Origin of the sequence: Flavobacterium sp. FlaQc-48, assembly GCF_044007335.1 — a bacterium.
Lineage (GTDB): Bacteria > Bacteroidota > Bacteroidia > Flavobacteriales > Flavobacteriaceae > Flavobacterium.
Map to the genome: position 1 here is coordinate 313,034 of NZ_JBIPCR010000003.1, position 17,249 is coordinate 330,282.

Consider the following 17,249-nt stretch of genomic DNA (forward strand, 5'->3'; position numbering starts at 1 on the left):
ATAATGAATAATATGGGAGAAACTAAAGTAAAAACTGCACATCCAAAAGGACTTTGGGTATTGTTTGGAACGGAGATGTGGGAGCGGTTCAATTTTTATGGAATGCGAGCTTTATTAACTTTATTTCTTGTGAATTCATTGTTGATGAAGGAAGAAGAAGCGTCTTTAATTTATGGAGGTTTCCTTGGACTTTGTTACTTAACACCAATGTTGGGTGGTTTTGTTGCCGATCGTTTCTTAGGAAACAGAAATTGTATCCTTTTAGGCGGGTTATTAATGGCCATTGGACAACTGTTGTTGTTTACCAGCGGAAGTGTTTTTGAGTCTAACTTAAGTTTGGCAAAAATCATCATGTATTCTGCATTAGGAGTTATTGTTTTTGGTAACGGATTCTTCAAGCCAAATATTTCCAGTATGGTGGGAAGTTTGTATCCTAAACAGGAAAAAACAAAATTAGATAGTGCTTTTACTATTTTCTACATGGGAATTAATATCGGGGCTTTTTTAGGTCAGTCTATTTGTCCTTTGTTGGGAGATGTAAAAGATGCAGGCGGAATTAGGGATATTCATGCTTTTAGATGGGGATTCATGGCGGCTTCTGTTGCGATGCTTTTAGGGACAGTTCTTTTTTACTTCCTGAAAAATAAATATGTGGTTTCTCCTGAAGGAAAACCATTAGGAGGTTTGCCTTCTAAAAACGATGCTTCTGATTTTGAAGAAGGAGAAGCGCAAAAAGCTAATTTTTCTAATAAAGCTTTGATAATTGCGGGAGTTGCATTTATTGCTTTAGGATTCTTTTTTCACTACGCTGTAGGTCAGAATTTGATTTATACACTAATTTACTCAAGTGGTTTATCATTGGCCGGCTTAATTATTTCCGATACTTCTTTAACTAAAATTGAGAGAGACAGAATTATAGTTATTTATATCGTCTCATTCTTTATTATTTTCTTCTGGGCAGCTTTTGAGCAAGCAGGTTCATCTTTAACTTTTATTGCAGATAACCAAACGGATAGAAATTTCTTTGGCTGGCAAATGCCCCCATCTATGGTTCAGATTTTTAATGGACTATTTGTAGTGATATTAGCGGTGCCTTTCAGTATACTATGGGATACTTTAAGAGCGAAAGACAGAGAACCAATTTCTCCTGTAAAATTAGCCGTAGGATTGGTTGTGATATCTTTAAGTTTCTTTATGATTGCAACTCAGGTTTCATATATTGGAACTTCAGGTTTGTTATTGGTTAAATGGCTTATTTTATTGTATTTCTTAAATACATGCGCTGAGTTGTGCTTGTCTCCAATTGGTTTGTCATTAGTAGGTAAATTATCTCCAAAGCGTTTTGCGTCATTATTGTACGGAGTATTTTTCCTGTCAAATGCATCTGGTTATGCTTTAGGAGGGACTTTAGGTTCTATCTTACCTGCAACTGGTGATAAATTTGCAAAAGCAAAAGAATTAGGGATTGATCTTCAGGCAGTTTTAGATAATAAAATTGTACCAACTGCTGAGCAGATAGCTTTATTAGATCAACATCAGATTAGTGTTCATAACCACTTTTTTGCCGGATTCGAAATCCATAATTTATATGAATTTTTTATGGTATTTGTTGTTTTAACAGGGATCGCGGCAATTGTATTATTTGCTTTGACTCCATTCCTGAAAAAAATGATGCATGGTGTTAGGTAAATAATCAAAATGATATATCAGAATTACCTACAGGTTTAGGCTTGTAGGTAATTTTAATTTTAAAGAGTTTGTAGTTATGTGGAAAAAGCATCCAAAAGCATTGCCTTTTTTATTTTTATCTGAAATGTGGGAGCGTTTTGGGTATTATTTAATGATTGGAATCTTTACTTTATATCTAAAAGATGTAAAGGATGGTTTTGCTATGACCGAGAAAGAAGCTTCTGATCTATACGGGACTTTTATTGCATTGGTTTTTCTAACCCCTTTTATTGGCGGACTTGTTGCTGATCGCTATTTAGGATATAGGAAGTCTATTATTTTCGGTGGAATTTTAATGGGTATTGGCTATTTCTTAATGGGAATACACGACATAACAGTACTTTATATTGCCATGACTTTGGTGATTATTGGAAATGGTTTTTTCAAACCCAATATTTCTACATTGCTGGGAAGCTTCTATTCCAAAGAAGAATATAAAGATAAAAAAGATGAAGGCTACAATATTTTCTATATGGGAATTAACGTTGGCGGTTTTATCTGTAATTTCTTTGGGGCTGCTTTACAAATCCTTTTAGGCTGGCACTGGGCTTTTATGGCGGCAGGTGTCGGGATGTTTATAGGGGTTATTGTGTTTTTATTAGGCACGAAACATTACGTGGGATATGATCAGAAAAAGGGTGTGCAGGAAGGCGATATGCCTTTTTATAAAATTATCCTGTTTATTTTATTGCCTTCCTTTATTTTTGGAGCCATTGGCTGGCTGATAAAAGGAGTAGCTTCAGAAACTAATTTAGACAGCTCTGTTTTTGGTTCAGACAGTACAGATGCTTTTATTTTTGCCTGTATTCCGATAATTTTCTTTTACGGATCACTTTATTTTAAAGCTAAAGCAGAAGATAAACGATCAATTGGGGCCTTGTTGGCTATTTTTGGAGTAGTAATTTTGTTTTGGGGTGTTTTCAAACTTAATGGTTCAGCGCTTACTACCTGGGCTGACCGCTACACCGACAGGGAAGTGGCCGGAACAACCGGTCAGTTTGTTGGAAAGCTAAAATTAGCCAAAGAAGTAGAGTACAAAAAAGAATCTACAGAGCTTTACGATCATCAGTTTCGTTTGCAAAAGGTAAATGGAGTTGTAGAGAAAGAGGTCAATTATCCTTTGTATTTTAGAAATGTTGTCCCGGAGAAATTACCTGCTGAAGGTGCTAAAGTACATCTTTGGGCTACAAATTTAAGTCAGTCTATTAACCCGGCCTGGGTAATTATATTAACACCCTTGATTGTTGCGTTTTTCTCTTTTTTACGATCCAGAAAAAAAGAACCTTCAACACCTACTAAAATTGCTTTTGGTTTGTTGATTTCGGCGTTATCGGTTCTGGTTATGATAGCTGCAGTAAAAATTGGTAATAATGGAGCAGAAAAAGTTAGTGCCTGGTGGCTGGTGGCAAATTATGGAATCATAACAATAGGAGAATTGTTTTTGAGTCCTATGGGATTATCGGTAGTGTCTAAATTAAGTCCCGTAAATATTACTTCTTTGATGATGGGAGGGTGGTTTTTATCTACGTCGATTGGAAATAAGTTAAGTGGGGTTTTGGCTAGTATGTGGGATACGTACAATAATAAAGTCAACTTTTTTTGGGTTAATTTTGCACTGTTAATGTTTGCGACCGTGCTGATGTTTGCTTTAGTGAAGCAACTTAATAAGGTGATGAAAGAAAGAGGAATCAATTAATTATAAATAAATAAATGGAGCAAAAGATTACTTTAGAGGAGATTCAAAATTTTAAAGGCAATTACCCAAAACAATTATGGTATTTGTTTTTTGTTGAAATGTGGGAACGGTTTTGCTTTTATGGAATGCGTGGTGTGCTTACATTTTTTATGGTAGATCAGCTTTTGTTAAAAGATGAACATGCCAATTTACAATACGGAGCCATTCAGGCTTTTGTATATGCCTTTACTTTTATTGGGGGTATTTTCGCGGATAAAGTACTGGGATTTAAAAAATCATTATTTTTTGGAGGGATCGTCATGATTCTGGGGAATCTTTTGATCGCCTTTTCGCCTCAGACCATGTTTTATTACGGTATTGCATTTTCAATCATTGGAACAGGTTTTTTTAAGCCAAACGTTTCTTCTATGGTGGGTGAGTTATATCATGAAAATGATGGCAGAAGAGATGCAGGTTATGGTATGTTTTATGCCGGAATAAACGTAGGGGGTCTTTTAGGAGGCGCGTTGTGTATTTATTTAGGGAAATTTTATTCGTGGCAATTGTGCTTTTTATCGGCAGCTGTAGTGATGTTTTTAGGTTTGATTACCTTTTTGTTTACTAAAAAATATTTAGGCCCAATTGGAGATTCTCCTTTATTGGAATTAGAGCCGGCAAAACGACGAATTCGTGAAATTGCCGTATATGCAGTATCGATTTTAAGCTTGCCGTTTATCTTTATAATGGTAAAAAATACCGATTACACTGATTATTTCATGTACACGATTGGAATAATTGCCGTATTGTATTTTACTTATGAACTAATTAAACTGGGAGATGTGAAATTACAGAAAAAGCTTTTTGCGGCCTTTTTGTTTGTATTCTTCTATCTTTTGTTTAATGCTATTTATGAGCAAAGTGGAGGTTCTTTATCTCTTTTTGCAAAAGATAATTTAAGCAGTAAATTGCTGTTTTTCACCATTGATCCTAATGTGGTAAATAACAGTTCGAATACCTTTTTTGTGGTAGTTTTAAGTCCGCTAATTGGTTTGTTGTGGATTTGGCTGGGAAAAAGAAAGATTGAGCCTAACACCTTAATAAAGTTCGGAATTGGATTCTTATTTTTAGGAGCGTCATTTTATGTTTTTTATCTGACTAAGTTTTTTGCAAATTCTAAAGGTATAGCATCTTTAAATGTATTTACCTTTGCTTATCTGGTTACGACAATTGGAGAGCTTTGCCTGGGGCCAATCGGTATGTCGATTATTACCAAATTATCTCCAAAGAGACTATTCGGGATGATGATGGGATTATGGTTTCTGGCTAGTGCTTTCGGACAATTGTTTGCCGGAAAGCTAGGGGCAGAGATATCGAGATCAAATACAGGCGATACGTTACTTTCTAAGCTTCAGTCGTATACAGAGGGTTATTATCAGTTGGCTATCTATTCGCTTGTTGCGGGAGTTGTTTTAATTGCGATTTCGCCAATTATTAGAAAATTAATGCAAGAAGTAAAATAGACAACATTTTACAATTCTTTTTTTGTTTAAATTTGTGGAAAATAAGATAAAAATGAAAAAAATATTTTTGATAATGTTATTCTTAGTTGGTGCATTTGCAACGCAGGCACAAGAACTAAAATGGTATACAGATGTAAGAGAAGCGATTACAGTAAGTAATAAAGAACAAAAGCCAATGCTAATGTTTTTTACCGGCAGTGATTGGTGCGGCTGGTGTATTCGTTTGCAGAATGAAGTTTTAAAAACTCCTGAGTTTAAAAAATGGGCGACAGACAATGTTGTTTTGGTTGAACTGGATTATCCCCGAAGAACAGCACAGACTCCTGAGCTTAAAAGCCAGAATAATGAATTGCAACAGGCTTTTGGAATTCAGGGTTTTCCTACCGTATTTTTTACAAGTGCCGAATCGAAAGATGGTAAAGTAAATTTTAAAGGTCTTGGGCAAACGGGTTATGTTGCCGGTGGTCCATCTGCCTGGTTAACAGTTGCAGAAGGAATTGTTCATCCAAAAAAATCTTAAAAAGAAAAAAAGTACTTAAAAAAATATAAAAAGCTCCTTACGAATGTGTAAGGAGCTTTTTTGTTTAGTAAGAAAATCTGAACATTAATTTAGGGTAAATTAAATATTTTGTATTTTATTGCAATTAAAAAAACATATAATGTATTTTTTGTATTAATAAAAATTGGAAAATTAAAATAATATGTTAATTTCGTCATGCTATTCTAACCAAAACCAATTTAATATGACCAAAAAATTACTTATCCTACTATTCTTTTTCGGTTCATTTTTTATGCATGCACAAAATCTAGTTTGGAGAACAAATATGACTGATGCTATTGCAATTAGTAATGAACAAAAAAAACCAATGTTAATTCTATTCACTGCCTCAGGTGTACCGGAGAATCTTCAGAACGAAATTTTTAAAACTCCGGATTTTGCAGTCTGGTCGCGTGATAATGTTGTTCTGGTAAAACTGGATTTATCTGATGTCACTACAGATGATAGTGATAAAGAACAAAATGTAAAATTAAAAAATGCATTTGGAGTTCAGGATTTACCTGAAGTTTGCTTTGCAAGTGCTTCGGTTCGAAAAAACAAAACCACATTTAGTGCTTTAGGAAAAATTGCTTACAAACCAGGTGGAGCTAAAGTGTGGATCGCAGAATCAAATGCGATTTTGCACCCAAGTGAATAATTAAATTTAAATTAAGTTTCTTAGTTTAATTTGTAGATTCCCTTTTTACGTTAGCGTAAGAAGGGATTTTTTTTTCAACAGTTCACTGCTTTAATGTGTAGTATTGTTATTTATGAAGAGATTTTTTTTCATTTCAATAAAAAATTAAGGTTTTATTAATGATTTGCTGTTTTTGCTAATTTTTAGTTATTTTTTATTGAGATATAGCTTGTTTGGTGTGAATATTATATTAATTTAGGCGCATTAACCTACTAAGAAATTTAATATGACCAAAAAACTACTTATCCCATTATTCTTTTTTGGTTCGTTTTTTATGCAGGCGCAAAATTTAGTTTGGAAAACAAATATGAATGATGCTATTGTGATGAGTGATGAACAAAAAAAACCTTTACTGATTTATTTTACGGCGTCTGGAGTATCGACAAAAATTCAGAATGACGTTTTTGTAACTCCTGATTTTGCCGTTTGGTCAAGAGACAATGTAATTCTGGTAAAACTTGATTTGTCTGACACTGAAATATCTGATGTTGTTAGAGATCAGAATGTGAGGCTGAAAAATTCTTTGGGTGTCCAGGAGTTACCTCAAACATGTTTAGTATTTGCTTCAGTTCGAAAAGGTAAGACTACTTTTAATAGTGTAGGCATAGTTCCTTTTAGACAAGGAGGAGCAAAGGTTTGGATTGCTGATGCTAATTCGCTTTTAAATCCGTAGATCAATTTCACGGTTGACTTTATAGTCCCTTCTTAACTTAATGAACGAGAAGGGATTTTTTGTATTTGAAAGTATTTTAAAACTATGTTTAAATTGTGATTTTATTGGCTGTTGGTCGTTTTAAGCTAATTTTATTTATATAATTTTTTATTTAAACTTGTTTTTGTTTGTAATTTTGTTAAATTAGTAAAATAAATATAATTTAAATCACTTCAGTATGAAACAAAAATTACTATTTCTACTATTTTTTCCAGCCTCTTTCCTTCTGCATTCACAAAGTTTAACCTGGAAAACCAATATGAATGAGGCCATTTTAAAAAGTGATGAAGAAAGAAAACCTTTATTGATTTTTTTTACGGCATCTGGTATTTCGCAGAGTATTCAGAATGAGGTTTTTGCAACTCCGGATTTTGTAGACTGGTCAAATAGCGTTGTTTTGCTAAAACTGGATTTGTCTGATTCAACCATAACGGATACAGAGAAAGATCAAAATTTAAAATTAAAAGAAGCTTTGGGTATTGAGGAATTACCGCAGGTTTGCCTTGCTACAGCTTCTGTCAGGAAAAATAAACCTACTATAAATAAGCTGGGGCTTCTTGATTATAAATTTGGAGGAGCAAAGAAATGGATTAGTGATGCGAAAAAAGTAATACGTGGAGAGTAAAGGATAAATTAAGGTTTGTCATTTCATTTTATAGAATCCGTTTTCGCTGGTTGAATGAAAAGGAACTCCCTTTTTAAGACATGTTATTTTCCATTTTTTTTGAATGGAATAAGAATTAGAAGCATCTGAAATGATGAATTTGGGGTGTAAATCTAATAAAACCCGATCCAGGTTTATTTTGGGTGATTGCGTAAGCAGGAGTATATCCGGCTGAATTTTGTTTTTGTAAATACCGGAACTATCAATTACTAAAATTTTTTCACCATTAAAAAACAAAGTGTTTTTGATTTTAGAAACAGATTTGATATTCCCGTAATTTCCAACTAAATAAGCATTCAAAACATTGTTTTTTGATGCTTTTGCAGCAAGTGTATCGCTCGAATAAATGGAGATATTTTTTCCGGTTCTTTCAGAGATTAAAGTATTTTTCTTTGTGTGGTAAAGAATCATTTCATGTTGGCTTTCTATTTCTTTTTTGGTATAAATCAAAGAAACCTGAACTGAAATTAATGAGATTAGTAAAATAATTAGTTTGCTGTAATCGGGTTTCTTTGCCCAAATAACAGCAGAAATAATCATGAGATAAAACGTCAACAGATAGTAAGAATTAAAGCTGATATCCCGAATGACAAACCATTCAAATGAAGCAACCCAATGAATTGTTTCGTTTAAAAAGTAAATGCTTTTTTCGAAGATTTCGATTAATACCAAAGGAGGAGGCGAAAAAATAGCCAGAAGCATAACTATAATTCCGGCAATCATGATAAAGGATAAAATTGGAATAATAACAATATTAGTTACAAAAAACAAGCCCGGAAATTGATGAAAGTAATACAGGCAAAGTGGGAGTGTGCCAATTTGTGCGGCAAATGAAACTGTTAATGCATTCCAGATATATACGGTAATTTTATGTTTTGGCTCCCGGATGTTTTTTAAAACAGGTTGTAACCAAATGATAGAAAATAAGGCAATATAACTTAGCTGGAAACCAACATCAAATAGAAAATAGGGTTCGAAAAGGAGTATTAGCAAAACAGAAACCAGTAATGTGTGATAAATGTTGCCTGTTCTTCGTAAGTGGCTGCCAATAGCTACAAATGAAAACATAACGACGGAGCGTAAAACTGAAGGCGATAATCCTGAAATTATGGCAAAAATACCCAGGGATAGTAAAACGGAAAGTAATTTTATAAAAGAGCCTTTGCGGGTATTTGGGATTGGCTTTAGAATAAAATTAATAAAGAGCATAATAAAGCCTACATGTAATCCTGAAACCGAAAGGATATGAGTAGCCCCGGAATACTGATAATCCTGTATAATATCAGATGAGATCTCCTGTTGCTGACCTAAAATTAACGCCAGGGCAACATTCATTTCGGCTTTGTTAAAATGTGCTTTTTCAAGATTACGAATGATCCGGGCATGTAAAAGGCCGGAGTAATACCAAATATCTTTTTTACTATTCTGATTAATTGAGATTTCGGCTTTGTTTAAATATAACTGGGCATAAATTTGTTTGTCGGCCAGATATTTACCATAATCAAATTGATTGGGGTTTTTATTAGAACTGTTGTATTGTAAAGAGGTATTAGCTCTTAAAATATGGCCAATTTTAAGGTCCTCTTTAATACTGTCTTTCTCTATGTTTACAATGACCTTTCCTGAATATGCTTTGTTATTAATGTTGCTGATCAGGGCCGTAAACCGATCATTGTAGGTATTGCCCTTTAGTTTTTCGCGTAAGGTAAAAGTAATAGTCTGCGGGGTTTCAAATGCTTTTTTGCAATGAGTGTAATGGGAATTTTGAAGGGATTCTGTGTGCGATATAAGTGTCAGGCTTCCAATAAAGAATGAAATATAATATGTTGTCATTCCAAAGAATGGGATCGCCTTTTTATTTTTCCTTATGGTGAAGTAAAGTGTCAGAAATGCAATTAAGCCAACAATAAATGCAAAGACGATTATTGTGATTGCAGGTTGGCAATAATAAGAAAACAAAATACCAAAGATGAACCAAAGTGTAATTTTGGTTAAAGGGAAATCTAATACTTTCATGGTTCAAAAGTATTAAAAAATTGTAAGAAAAAAGATATGTTTTATTTGTTTCTGTCTAGTCAACAATTCTATTGATCTGAGCGAAGGAATTTTGATAGTAAGGTTCTTTGGTGGAAGAAATAATAACTCCTTTTGATGTTGAAGAATGTACAAACCTAATTTCATTTGAATTGACTTCGACAATTAGGCCCACATGATTAATTTGCTTGCTTTTATTGGTTCTGAAAAAAATTAAATCGCCTTTTTGGGCATCATTAAATTTAATTATCTTTCCAACTTTTGCCTGTTCAAAGGAATTTCGGGGCAATTTGATATTTTCAGATTCAAAAGTTGTAAAGACCAATCCGGAGCAATCATAACCGCTTTTTGTTGTTCCGCCAGCTTTGTAGCGAACACCAATATTATCTGTTGCATGTTCGATTAGGTTGCTCACAATATTTTTGTGTTCCCGCTTTGATTCTTTCCGTGTAACTGACGTTGACGCTGATTTGCAAGAAGCAAATAGAATTGCTGTAAGTGCTAAAAGGTATATTTTTTTCAAAACAAAAAAGAATTAAGCTTGTTTTAAATCCGTAACTATAAGTTTAGCGGTTTTTTTGCTGGCACCAACCCCGCCTAATTTTTGCTCGAGAATATCGTAATTCTTAAGTAGTTTTTCGCGATAGCGAGGTTCTAATAGCTTTTGCAATTCCTCTTTGATTCGTTTGGTATTGCATTCGTTTTGAATTAATTCTGTAACAACTTCCTCGTCCATAATTAAATTGACAAGCGAAATATATTTTAAAGTAATAATGCGTTTTGCAATTTGATAAGAAATAGAACTTCCTTTATAGCACACAACTTCAGGAACTTTAAAAAGGGCAGTTTCAAGAGTTGCAGTCCCGGAAGTTACCAGAGCTGCGGTTGATGAACGCAGTAAATCATACGTTTTATTCGAAATAAATTTGATGTTTTTATTGCTGATAAATTGCTGGTAAAACTCAAAGTCCTGACTGGGCGCGCCTGCAATTACAAATTCGTAATCCTGAAAATCATCAACAACACTTAACATTACACTCAGCATTTTAGTAATTTCCTGCTGACGGCTTCCGGGTAAAATGGCAATAATGGGTTTCTCTCCCAATTGATTTTCTTTTCTAAATACAGTTTCGTCAAATGGAGGCTGATTCTGGATCGCATCAATTAACGGATGCCCGACAAAATCTACAGGAAAATGATGTTTATCTTCGTAAAAACTTTTTTCGAATGGCAGGATCACAAACATCTTATCGATATCGTGTTTAATTGCTTTAATACGGTTTTCTTTCCAGGCCCAAATTTGAGGTGAAATATAATAGTGTGTTTTGTAATTTAAAGATTTTGCCCATTTCGCAATACGCATGTTAAAGCCGGGATAATCAATAAAAATTAAAACATCCGGCTGGAATTCCAGGATGTCTTTTTTGCAAATTTTTATGTTGTTTAATATGGTTTTTAAGTTAAAAATAACTTCAACAAAACCCATAAAAGCAAGTTCTTTGTAGTGTTTTACTAAAGTTCCGCCAGCTTTTTGCATTAAATCACCACCCCAAAATCTAATTTCAGCCTGAGGATCTTCCTCGTACAAAGCTTTCATTAAATTAGAACCGTGTAGATCTCCGGACGCCTCACCGGCTATTATGTAATATTTCATATTAATTTTTTTGAAAAGAATATTCCTTTATTAAACACAAAAGAATTTTTGCCGGACAAATATAAGATTTAAATAAATAGGGTTGAAATTGCCAGCACAATCACGGCCAGAATAACGCCTCTGGCAATATATTCTTTATTTTTCTTTAAGAGAATTAAAAAAACACCAAGATCTAAAGTAGTGCCCAATGTGATTACTTTGCCTAAATAACCCTGTTCCTTAATCGTTTGGATTCCGGTAGAAATATCAAAAGTTGTAAAGAAAGTTATGAATAAATAACTCCCAAGTAATGAGGTGAAAATTCCGACTATAAAGCCAATCAAGATGTCTTTTTTATTCATTTAATTTCCAGGTATTAAGTTGTTGAATAGTGTGATGGGCTGTCAGGTCAAATTGTACGGGAACTACAGAAATATAGCCATTTTCCAAAGCCCACTCGTCAGTGTCTTCGCCTTTATCCTCGTTGGTAAATTTACCCGTTAGCCAGTAATAATCTTTCCCGTAAGGAGTTTGTCTTTTGTCAAATTTTTGTGCATAGTAGGCTTTTGCCTGACGACAAATTCTGATTCCTTTAATTTCTTTTTCTTTTAGCTTTGGAAAATTAACATTCAGCACAACGCCCGGAGGTAATTTGTTTTGAAGCGTTTCTAAAGTAATTTTTTTTACGAATGATTTTATTTGTTCGAAATCAGCATTCCAGTCAAAATCCAATAAGGAAAAACCAATGGCCTGAATTCCTTCGATTCCTGCTTCAACAGCCGCACTCATGGTGCCCGAATAAATTACATTTATAGAAGAATTTGAACCGTGATTAATGCCTGAAACGCATAAGTCGGGCTTTCTTTTTAGAATTTCATTTACTGCGAGTTTTACACAGTCAACAGGGGTTCCGGAACAGCTGTATTCCGTTATTAAATCTTCTTCTTTTGAAATTTTATCCAGAAATAAAGTGTTGTTGATCGTAATGGCGTGTCCCATGGCACTTTGAGGTTTGTCCGGAGCTACGACAACGACATCGCCAATGGTTTCCATAACACTAATTAAAGCTCTGATTCCGGGTGCAAGAATTCCATCGTCATTGGTTACTAATATTAAAGGTTTTTCGTTTTTCATGCTGCGGTTTTTATTCTGATTTGGCAAAATTAAAGCTTGTAAAAGCAAATGTAGTAACAGATTTTGGTAGAATACTAACAAAAAGATAAAAATTGTAAACTAAATTAAAGAAGACTTTTGGACATCAAACATTTTTATATCTTTAACAAAAAATTATAGCGAACTTGGCATGCTGGCATAATTTTTACTGTTAACTTAGATTAAAAAATTTGATGAATGCTATTATTAAGTTTATGAAAAGAAATTATAAAATACTTATAGCCGTATTATGCTTGTCTTTGACATTGTTTGCATTTAAAATAAATGCAGATAAAACAGTTGATCCGGACCCAAACAGAGATAAAACACTTTTAGAATTGTTAGCGTTTGTTATTGAAAAAGGACATTATAGTCCGGCAGAAATAAACGATGAATTTTCAAAAGGAATCTTTAAAGACTATATAGAGGCATTAGATCCTTCGAAGAGATTCTTCTTGCAGTCTGATATTGATGAGTTTAAGCAATATGAGTTGCAACTGGATGATCAGTTTTTAAATAAAGATTTAACGTTTTTCAATCTTACTTATACAAGATTGATGAAAAGAATGGAAGAAAGCAAAAAACGCTATAAAACTATTTTAGCGCAGCCATTCAACTATGATGTTGATGAAACTTTTAATGCGGATTATGATAAGTTGCCTTATGCAAAAAATGCAACAGAAATCAATGAAAGATGGAGAAAGCAAATTAAGTTATCGACATTGTCTTCGCTTGTTACCAAACAAAAATTAGAAGAAGATAAAAAGAAAACAGATCCGGCTTATAAAGCAAAATCTTTTGAAACATTAGAGAAAGAAACCCGTGAAAGTTCATTGAAATCTTTAGACGATAACTTTAGTCTGATAAAAGATTTAAATAAAGAAGATTGGTTTTCTGTATATGTAAATTCAATCATGACGCGTTTTGATCCGCATACAAGTTACTTTGCTCCGGAAGAAAAAGATCGTTTTGATGTTAATATCAGCGGAAAATTAGAAGGAATTGGTGCCAGATTAACAAAGAAAAATGATTTTACACAAATCGATGAATTAATTTCCGGCGGACCGGCATGGAAAGGAAAACAACTTGAGGCGGGAGATTTAATCCTGAAGGTAGCACAAGGAAACGAAGAGCCTGTAGATGTTGTAGGGATGCGTTTAGATGATGTTGTGAAAAAAATCAAAGGTCACAAAGGAACTGAAGTAAAACTTACAGTTAAAAAAGTAGACGGAACAATTAAGGTAATTTCTATTGTAAGAGATGTTGTTGAAATCGAAGAAACCTACGCTAAATCTAGTATTGTAGAAAGAAACGGATTGAAATACGGTGTAATTTATTTGCCTAAATTTTATATCGATTTTGAAAATAAAGACGGTCGTGATGCCGGAAAAGATATCGCTCTTGAAGTTGAAAGACTGAAAAAAGAAGATATTAACGGAATTGTACTGGATGTGCGTGATGACGGTGGAGGATCTTTGTCTACCGTAGTTGATATTGCCGGATTATTTATCGAAGAAGGACCAATTGTTCAGGTAAAATCTGCAGGAAAAAAGAAAGAAGTTTTATACGATAAAGATAAAAAAATCGAATGGGACGGACCATTAGTAATTATGGTAAACAGTTTCTCGGCTTCGGCTTCAGAAATTTTGGCTGCTGCGATTCAGGATTACAAACGTGGAGTTATCATTGGTAGTAAACAGACATACGGAAAAGGAACTGTTCAAAATGTACTGGATCTAAATCAATTTGTTCGAAATGCAAATTATGGAGATTTAGGGGCCTTGAAAATTACCGGACAAAAGTTTTACAGAATTAACGGAGGTTCAACACAATTAGAAGGTGTACATAGTGATGTTGTGATGCCGGACCGTTATGCTTACTTAAAAATGGGAGAACGTGATATTGATAATGCAATGCCATGGGATAAGATAGACCCGGCAGATTACAGTACCTGGAAAACAAACGAAAACTTTACTAAAGCTATTGAGAACAGTAAAGGAAGAATTGCTCAGAATGCCCAGTTTAAATTGATTGAAGATAATGCAAAATGGATTGATATAAAAAATAAAGAAAATACATATAGCTTAAATATTAAAAATTTTAAAGCTACTCAGGAACAAGTTGAAAGTGAAGGTAAGAAATACAAACCCATTTCAGAATACAAAAACAATCTGGTTTTTAAATCTTTGCCTTATGAAGAACTTGAAATGAATAGCGATGCCACTTTAAAAGAAAAGAGAGAAGCCTGGCATCAGGCACTATCTAAAGATGTTTATGTAGAAGAAGCATTAAACGTTTTAGATGATTTACAATCTAAAAATGTTGTAAAGAATACAAATACAGGCAAAATAAAAAGAGATAAATTAGTTAAATCTTAAATTCTTTAAAGAGAATTAATTTGTTTAAAACGCTCCGGGAAATCAAATTTTTTGGAGCGTTTTTTTGTAGGTTTATAATTGGTGGTTACTTTTGAGGGAGTAATAGGATAAAAAGAATAAGAGATGAAAAAATATATATTGTTGGGCCTGATAAGTTTTTTGTTGCTTTCCTGTAAAAAGGAAATAAATAGTCAGACGAATGAAAATGACCAACAGCAACAGAGTTCATTTGTATCTGATCAAAGTGATAAAGATTCATTATATTCCATTGCTTACTTACCAACTTCTACCACCACACAAGTTGTAAAACATCAATATTATACATTGTCTTATAATGAAAAGTTTGAGCAGGCAGAATGGGTGGCTTATGAATTGAAAAAAGAATATTTGAAAGATGGAAATTACAAACGCCCTTATTTTATTGAAGATCCGAAAGTAACGACAGGTTCTGCGGATTGGAGAAATTATAAAAATTCCGGATATGACAAAGGGCATCTTTGTCCGGCAGGTGATATGGAATTTAATAAAAGTGCTTATGATGATACCTTTTACACTTCGAATATTTCGCCTCAGGATCACGATTTTAATAGTGGAATCTGGAACAGACTGGAACAAAAAACACGGTATTGGGCAGGCAAATACAATGATATTTATGTTGTAACAGGTGGAATTTTGAAAGATTCAGATAAAAAAATAGGAACAGAAAAAGTATCTGTTCCTAAATATTTTTATAAAATTATTTTAGCTAAATCAGGAAAAGAACACAAAGCAATTGCTTTCTTGGTTCCAAATCAAGATAGTAATAAGTCACTATATGATTTTGTGGTTCCTATTGAAACTTTAGAAAAAATGACCGGAATTGATTTCTTTCCTAATTTGAAAAACTTAAAAAGCAGTAAGGATTTTTAAATCGATAAACTACTTTGCTTTTTGCGAGGATTGAATAGTAAAAAACTCATAATTGCCAGGATCCAGACACCAATACCTCCATAAAGTAGTATCATTTCAAAACCATGAGCCAGTGCTGCATGTAAAATGGATTGAGATGAATCTAAGGTTATTAGTTGAGGAAAATCCTGATCAGGAGAAGGAAAGTTTCCTGCTGCAATTTTTTCTGAAAGAGAATGCAATGCTTTTTTATCGATTACTCCGGAAAAAGCAGCATTTAAATAGACGAAAATTCCTTTGACCAGAATAAATCCCATTAAAGCAATATTAATAGACAAGGTAATTAATCTGGCGCTCATGTCTATTCCTGAAGCCATGCCTGAACGATTAGAAGGAACAGAGCCAGTAGTTGTATTGGTAACCGGCGTATTGGTTAAACCTAAACCAATTCCCGCCAGTAAAGAACCAGGAAGCATGGTGAGCCAGCTGGCATTTTCTGCTATGCTGCCATATCTCATAACTATAAAACCCAATCCTATTACAAATAAACCTAACGGAATTACGATTCCTGAACGATATCGAACCGAAAGATATTCAGCAAAAGGAGGAATGATTAAAGTAGGCAGGGTATAAGCCAGTAAAGAAAGGCCTACCGTTACAACATCATATCCCAGACAGCTTTGGAAATAAATAGGAAGATAAATTATGAAAGGCCAAAAGCTAAAATTCATGCCAATAGACCCCAGGATAGCACCTGAAAAATCACGTATTTTAAATACCGAAAAATCAAACATCGGGTAAGGGTTCATTTTTTCGACCCATAGAAATAACACAAAACTTATTATGGTAATAGCTAAAATAGCCAAAGCTATCGGGCTGGTAAAACCAAGGTCAGGCCCTTGTGTAATAAAATAAGTTAATCCAAATACAGCGGCAGATAATGTGATCATTCCCCAGATGTCAATTTTTTTAGCATCGGAATCTTTAGATTCATCTACATAACCGTAAACTAGAATTACAGCAAGAATTGCTATTGGAACATGTATTAAAAACACCCATTCCCAGGACAATATTGCTATGATTGATCCTCCTATTATAGGACCAAAACCCAATCCGACACCAAGAATAATCCCCCAGAGACTAAAGGCCCTACTGCGTTCTTTTCCTTCCTGAAATTGATGTGATAAAGTAGCGACCTGACAAATTAACATTGCACCTCCGCTTATTCCCTGAAAGAAACGACTGATTACTAACAAAGTTACATTCTCTGCTAAACCGCAAATTAATGATGAGATACCAAATAATACTAAAGTAATCATCAAAATCTTTTTTCGGCCATATCGATCTGCCAGCGTTCCTGCTGCCATTAAAACTGTGGTACATCCTATGGTGTAGATATTCATGATCCATTGCATGTCTTTTAGATTCGCATTCAGGACCTTTTCTAGTGTTGGAAGGATAACGGGAACACTCGAAATTTCAAGAGAAAACATTAAGGTGGCCAGACAAATAGCAATTAAGGCAATGTTGTTTTTGCTGGAGTAAAATTTTTGCTTCATTTTATATTTTATTTTTAGCAAAAATAAACTGAGTATTCGTCTTTTATCAGTATAATTAAAGGATAAAAAAG

At 33.8% G+C, this 17,249-nt stretch carries 15 protein-coding genes; 9 read left to right on the forward strand and 6 right to left on the reverse strand.

What is annotated here, in order from left to right:
• Positions 1–12 precede the first annotated feature (12 nt).
• From ACHRWY_RS06710 to ACHRWY_RS06740, 7 genes are all read left to right on the forward strand, one after another.
• Positions 13–1,689: a peptide MFS transporter gene (locus ACHRWY_RS06710; RefSeq protein WP_395353632.1), complete on the forward strand. Its 1,677-nt coding sequence runs from the start codon at positions 13–15 to the stop codon at positions 1,687–1,689.
• 76 nt (positions 1,690–1,765) lie between these two features.
• Complete coding sequence (locus ACHRWY_RS06715) at positions 1,766–3,424, forward strand: peptide MFS transporter (RefSeq protein WP_395353486.1); 1,659 nt, start codon at positions 1,766–1,768, stop codon at positions 3,422–3,424.
• Between the two features lie 14 nt (positions 3,425–3,438).
• Entirely contained in the window at positions 3,439–4,923 is a 1,485-nt protein-coding gene (locus ACHRWY_RS06720) for a peptide MFS transporter (protein ID WP_395353487.1), read from the forward strand.
• A gap of 52 nt (positions 4,924–4,975) precedes the next feature.
• A complete protein-coding gene (locus ACHRWY_RS06725) occupies positions 4,976–5,443 on the forward strand; it encodes a thioredoxin family protein (RefSeq protein ID WP_395353488.1) in 468 nt (155 codons plus the stop codon).
• 223 nt (positions 5,444–5,666) lie between these two features.
• The gene (locus tag ACHRWY_RS06730; RefSeq protein ID WP_395353489.1) at positions 5,667–6,119 is read left to right on the forward strand and encodes a thioredoxin family protein; all 453 of its coding nucleotides are present in this window, start codon (positions 5,667–5,669) and stop codon (positions 6,117–6,119) included.
• A 265-nt stretch (positions 6,120–6,384) separates the two neighbouring features.
• Complete coding sequence (locus ACHRWY_RS06735) at positions 6,385–6,831, forward strand: thioredoxin family protein (protein WP_395353490.1); 447 nt, start codon at positions 6,385–6,387, stop codon at positions 6,829–6,831.
• Between the two features lie 217 nt (positions 6,832–7,048).
• On the forward strand, positions 7,049–7,495 hold the full coding sequence (locus ACHRWY_RS06740) for a thioredoxin family protein (protein ID WP_395353492.1): 447 nt from the start codon (positions 7,049–7,051) through the stop codon (positions 7,493–7,495).
• A gap of 18 nt (positions 7,496–7,513) precedes the next feature.
• Here the strand turns inward: ACHRWY_RS06740 and ACHRWY_RS06745 are convergent, their stop codons facing one another.
• The 5 genes from ACHRWY_RS06745 to surE form a co-directional block, all read right to left on the reverse strand.
• Positions 7,514–9,550, reverse strand: coding sequence for a ComEC/Rec2 family competence protein (locus ACHRWY_RS06745; protein ID WP_395353493.1), 2,037 nt, complete (start codon positions 9,548–9,550; stop codon positions 7,514–7,516).
• 55 nt (positions 9,551–9,605) lie between these two features.
• Complete coding sequence (locus tag ACHRWY_RS06750; RefSeq protein ID WP_395353494.1) at positions 9,606–9,983, reverse strand: C40 family peptidase; 378 nt, start codon at positions 9,981–9,983, stop codon at positions 9,606–9,608.
• Positions 9,984–10,103: 120 nt separating this feature from the next.
• Complete coding sequence (gene lpxB / locus ACHRWY_RS06755; protein ID WP_395353495.1) at positions 10,104–11,222, reverse strand: lipid-A-disaccharide synthase; 1,119 nt, start codon at positions 11,220–11,222, stop codon at positions 10,104–10,106.
• A 68-nt stretch (positions 11,223–11,290) separates the two neighbouring features.
• Positions 11,291–11,563 carry a hypothetical protein gene (locus ACHRWY_RS06760; RefSeq protein ID WP_395353496.1) on the reverse strand — a complete coding sequence of 91 codons (273 nt, stop codon included), beginning with the start codon at positions 11,561–11,563 and terminating at the stop codon, positions 11,291–11,293.
• The gene (gene surE / locus ACHRWY_RS06765) at positions 11,556–12,335 is read right to left on the reverse strand and encodes a 5'/3'-nucleotidase SurE (protein WP_395353497.1); all 780 of its coding nucleotides are present in this window, start codon (positions 12,333–12,335) and stop codon (positions 11,556–11,558) included. The genes ACHRWY_RS06760 and surE overlap by 8 nt, the downstream gene beginning before the upstream one ends.
• A 212-nt stretch (positions 12,336–12,547) precedes the next feature.
• Between surE and ACHRWY_RS06770 the strand changes: the two genes are divergently transcribed.
• Positions 12,548–14,731 (forward strand): carboxy terminal-processing peptidase, encoded by a 2,184-nt coding sequence (locus tag ACHRWY_RS06770; protein WP_395353498.1) that lies wholly within the window; start codon positions 12,548–12,550, stop codon positions 14,729–14,731.
• 123 nt (positions 14,732–14,854) lie between these two features.
• Positions 14,855–15,640: a DNA/RNA non-specific endonuclease gene (locus tag ACHRWY_RS06775; RefSeq protein WP_395353499.1), complete on the forward strand. Its 786-nt coding sequence runs from the start codon at positions 14,855–14,857 to the stop codon at positions 15,638–15,640.
• Here the strand turns inward: ACHRWY_RS06775 and ACHRWY_RS06780 are convergent.
• Entirely contained in the window at positions 15,637–17,178 is a 1,542-nt protein-coding gene (locus tag ACHRWY_RS06780) for an MFS transporter (protein WP_395353500.1), read from the reverse strand. The genes ACHRWY_RS06775 and ACHRWY_RS06780 overlap by 4 nt on opposite strands.
• Positions 17,179–17,249: the final 71 nt, after the last annotated feature.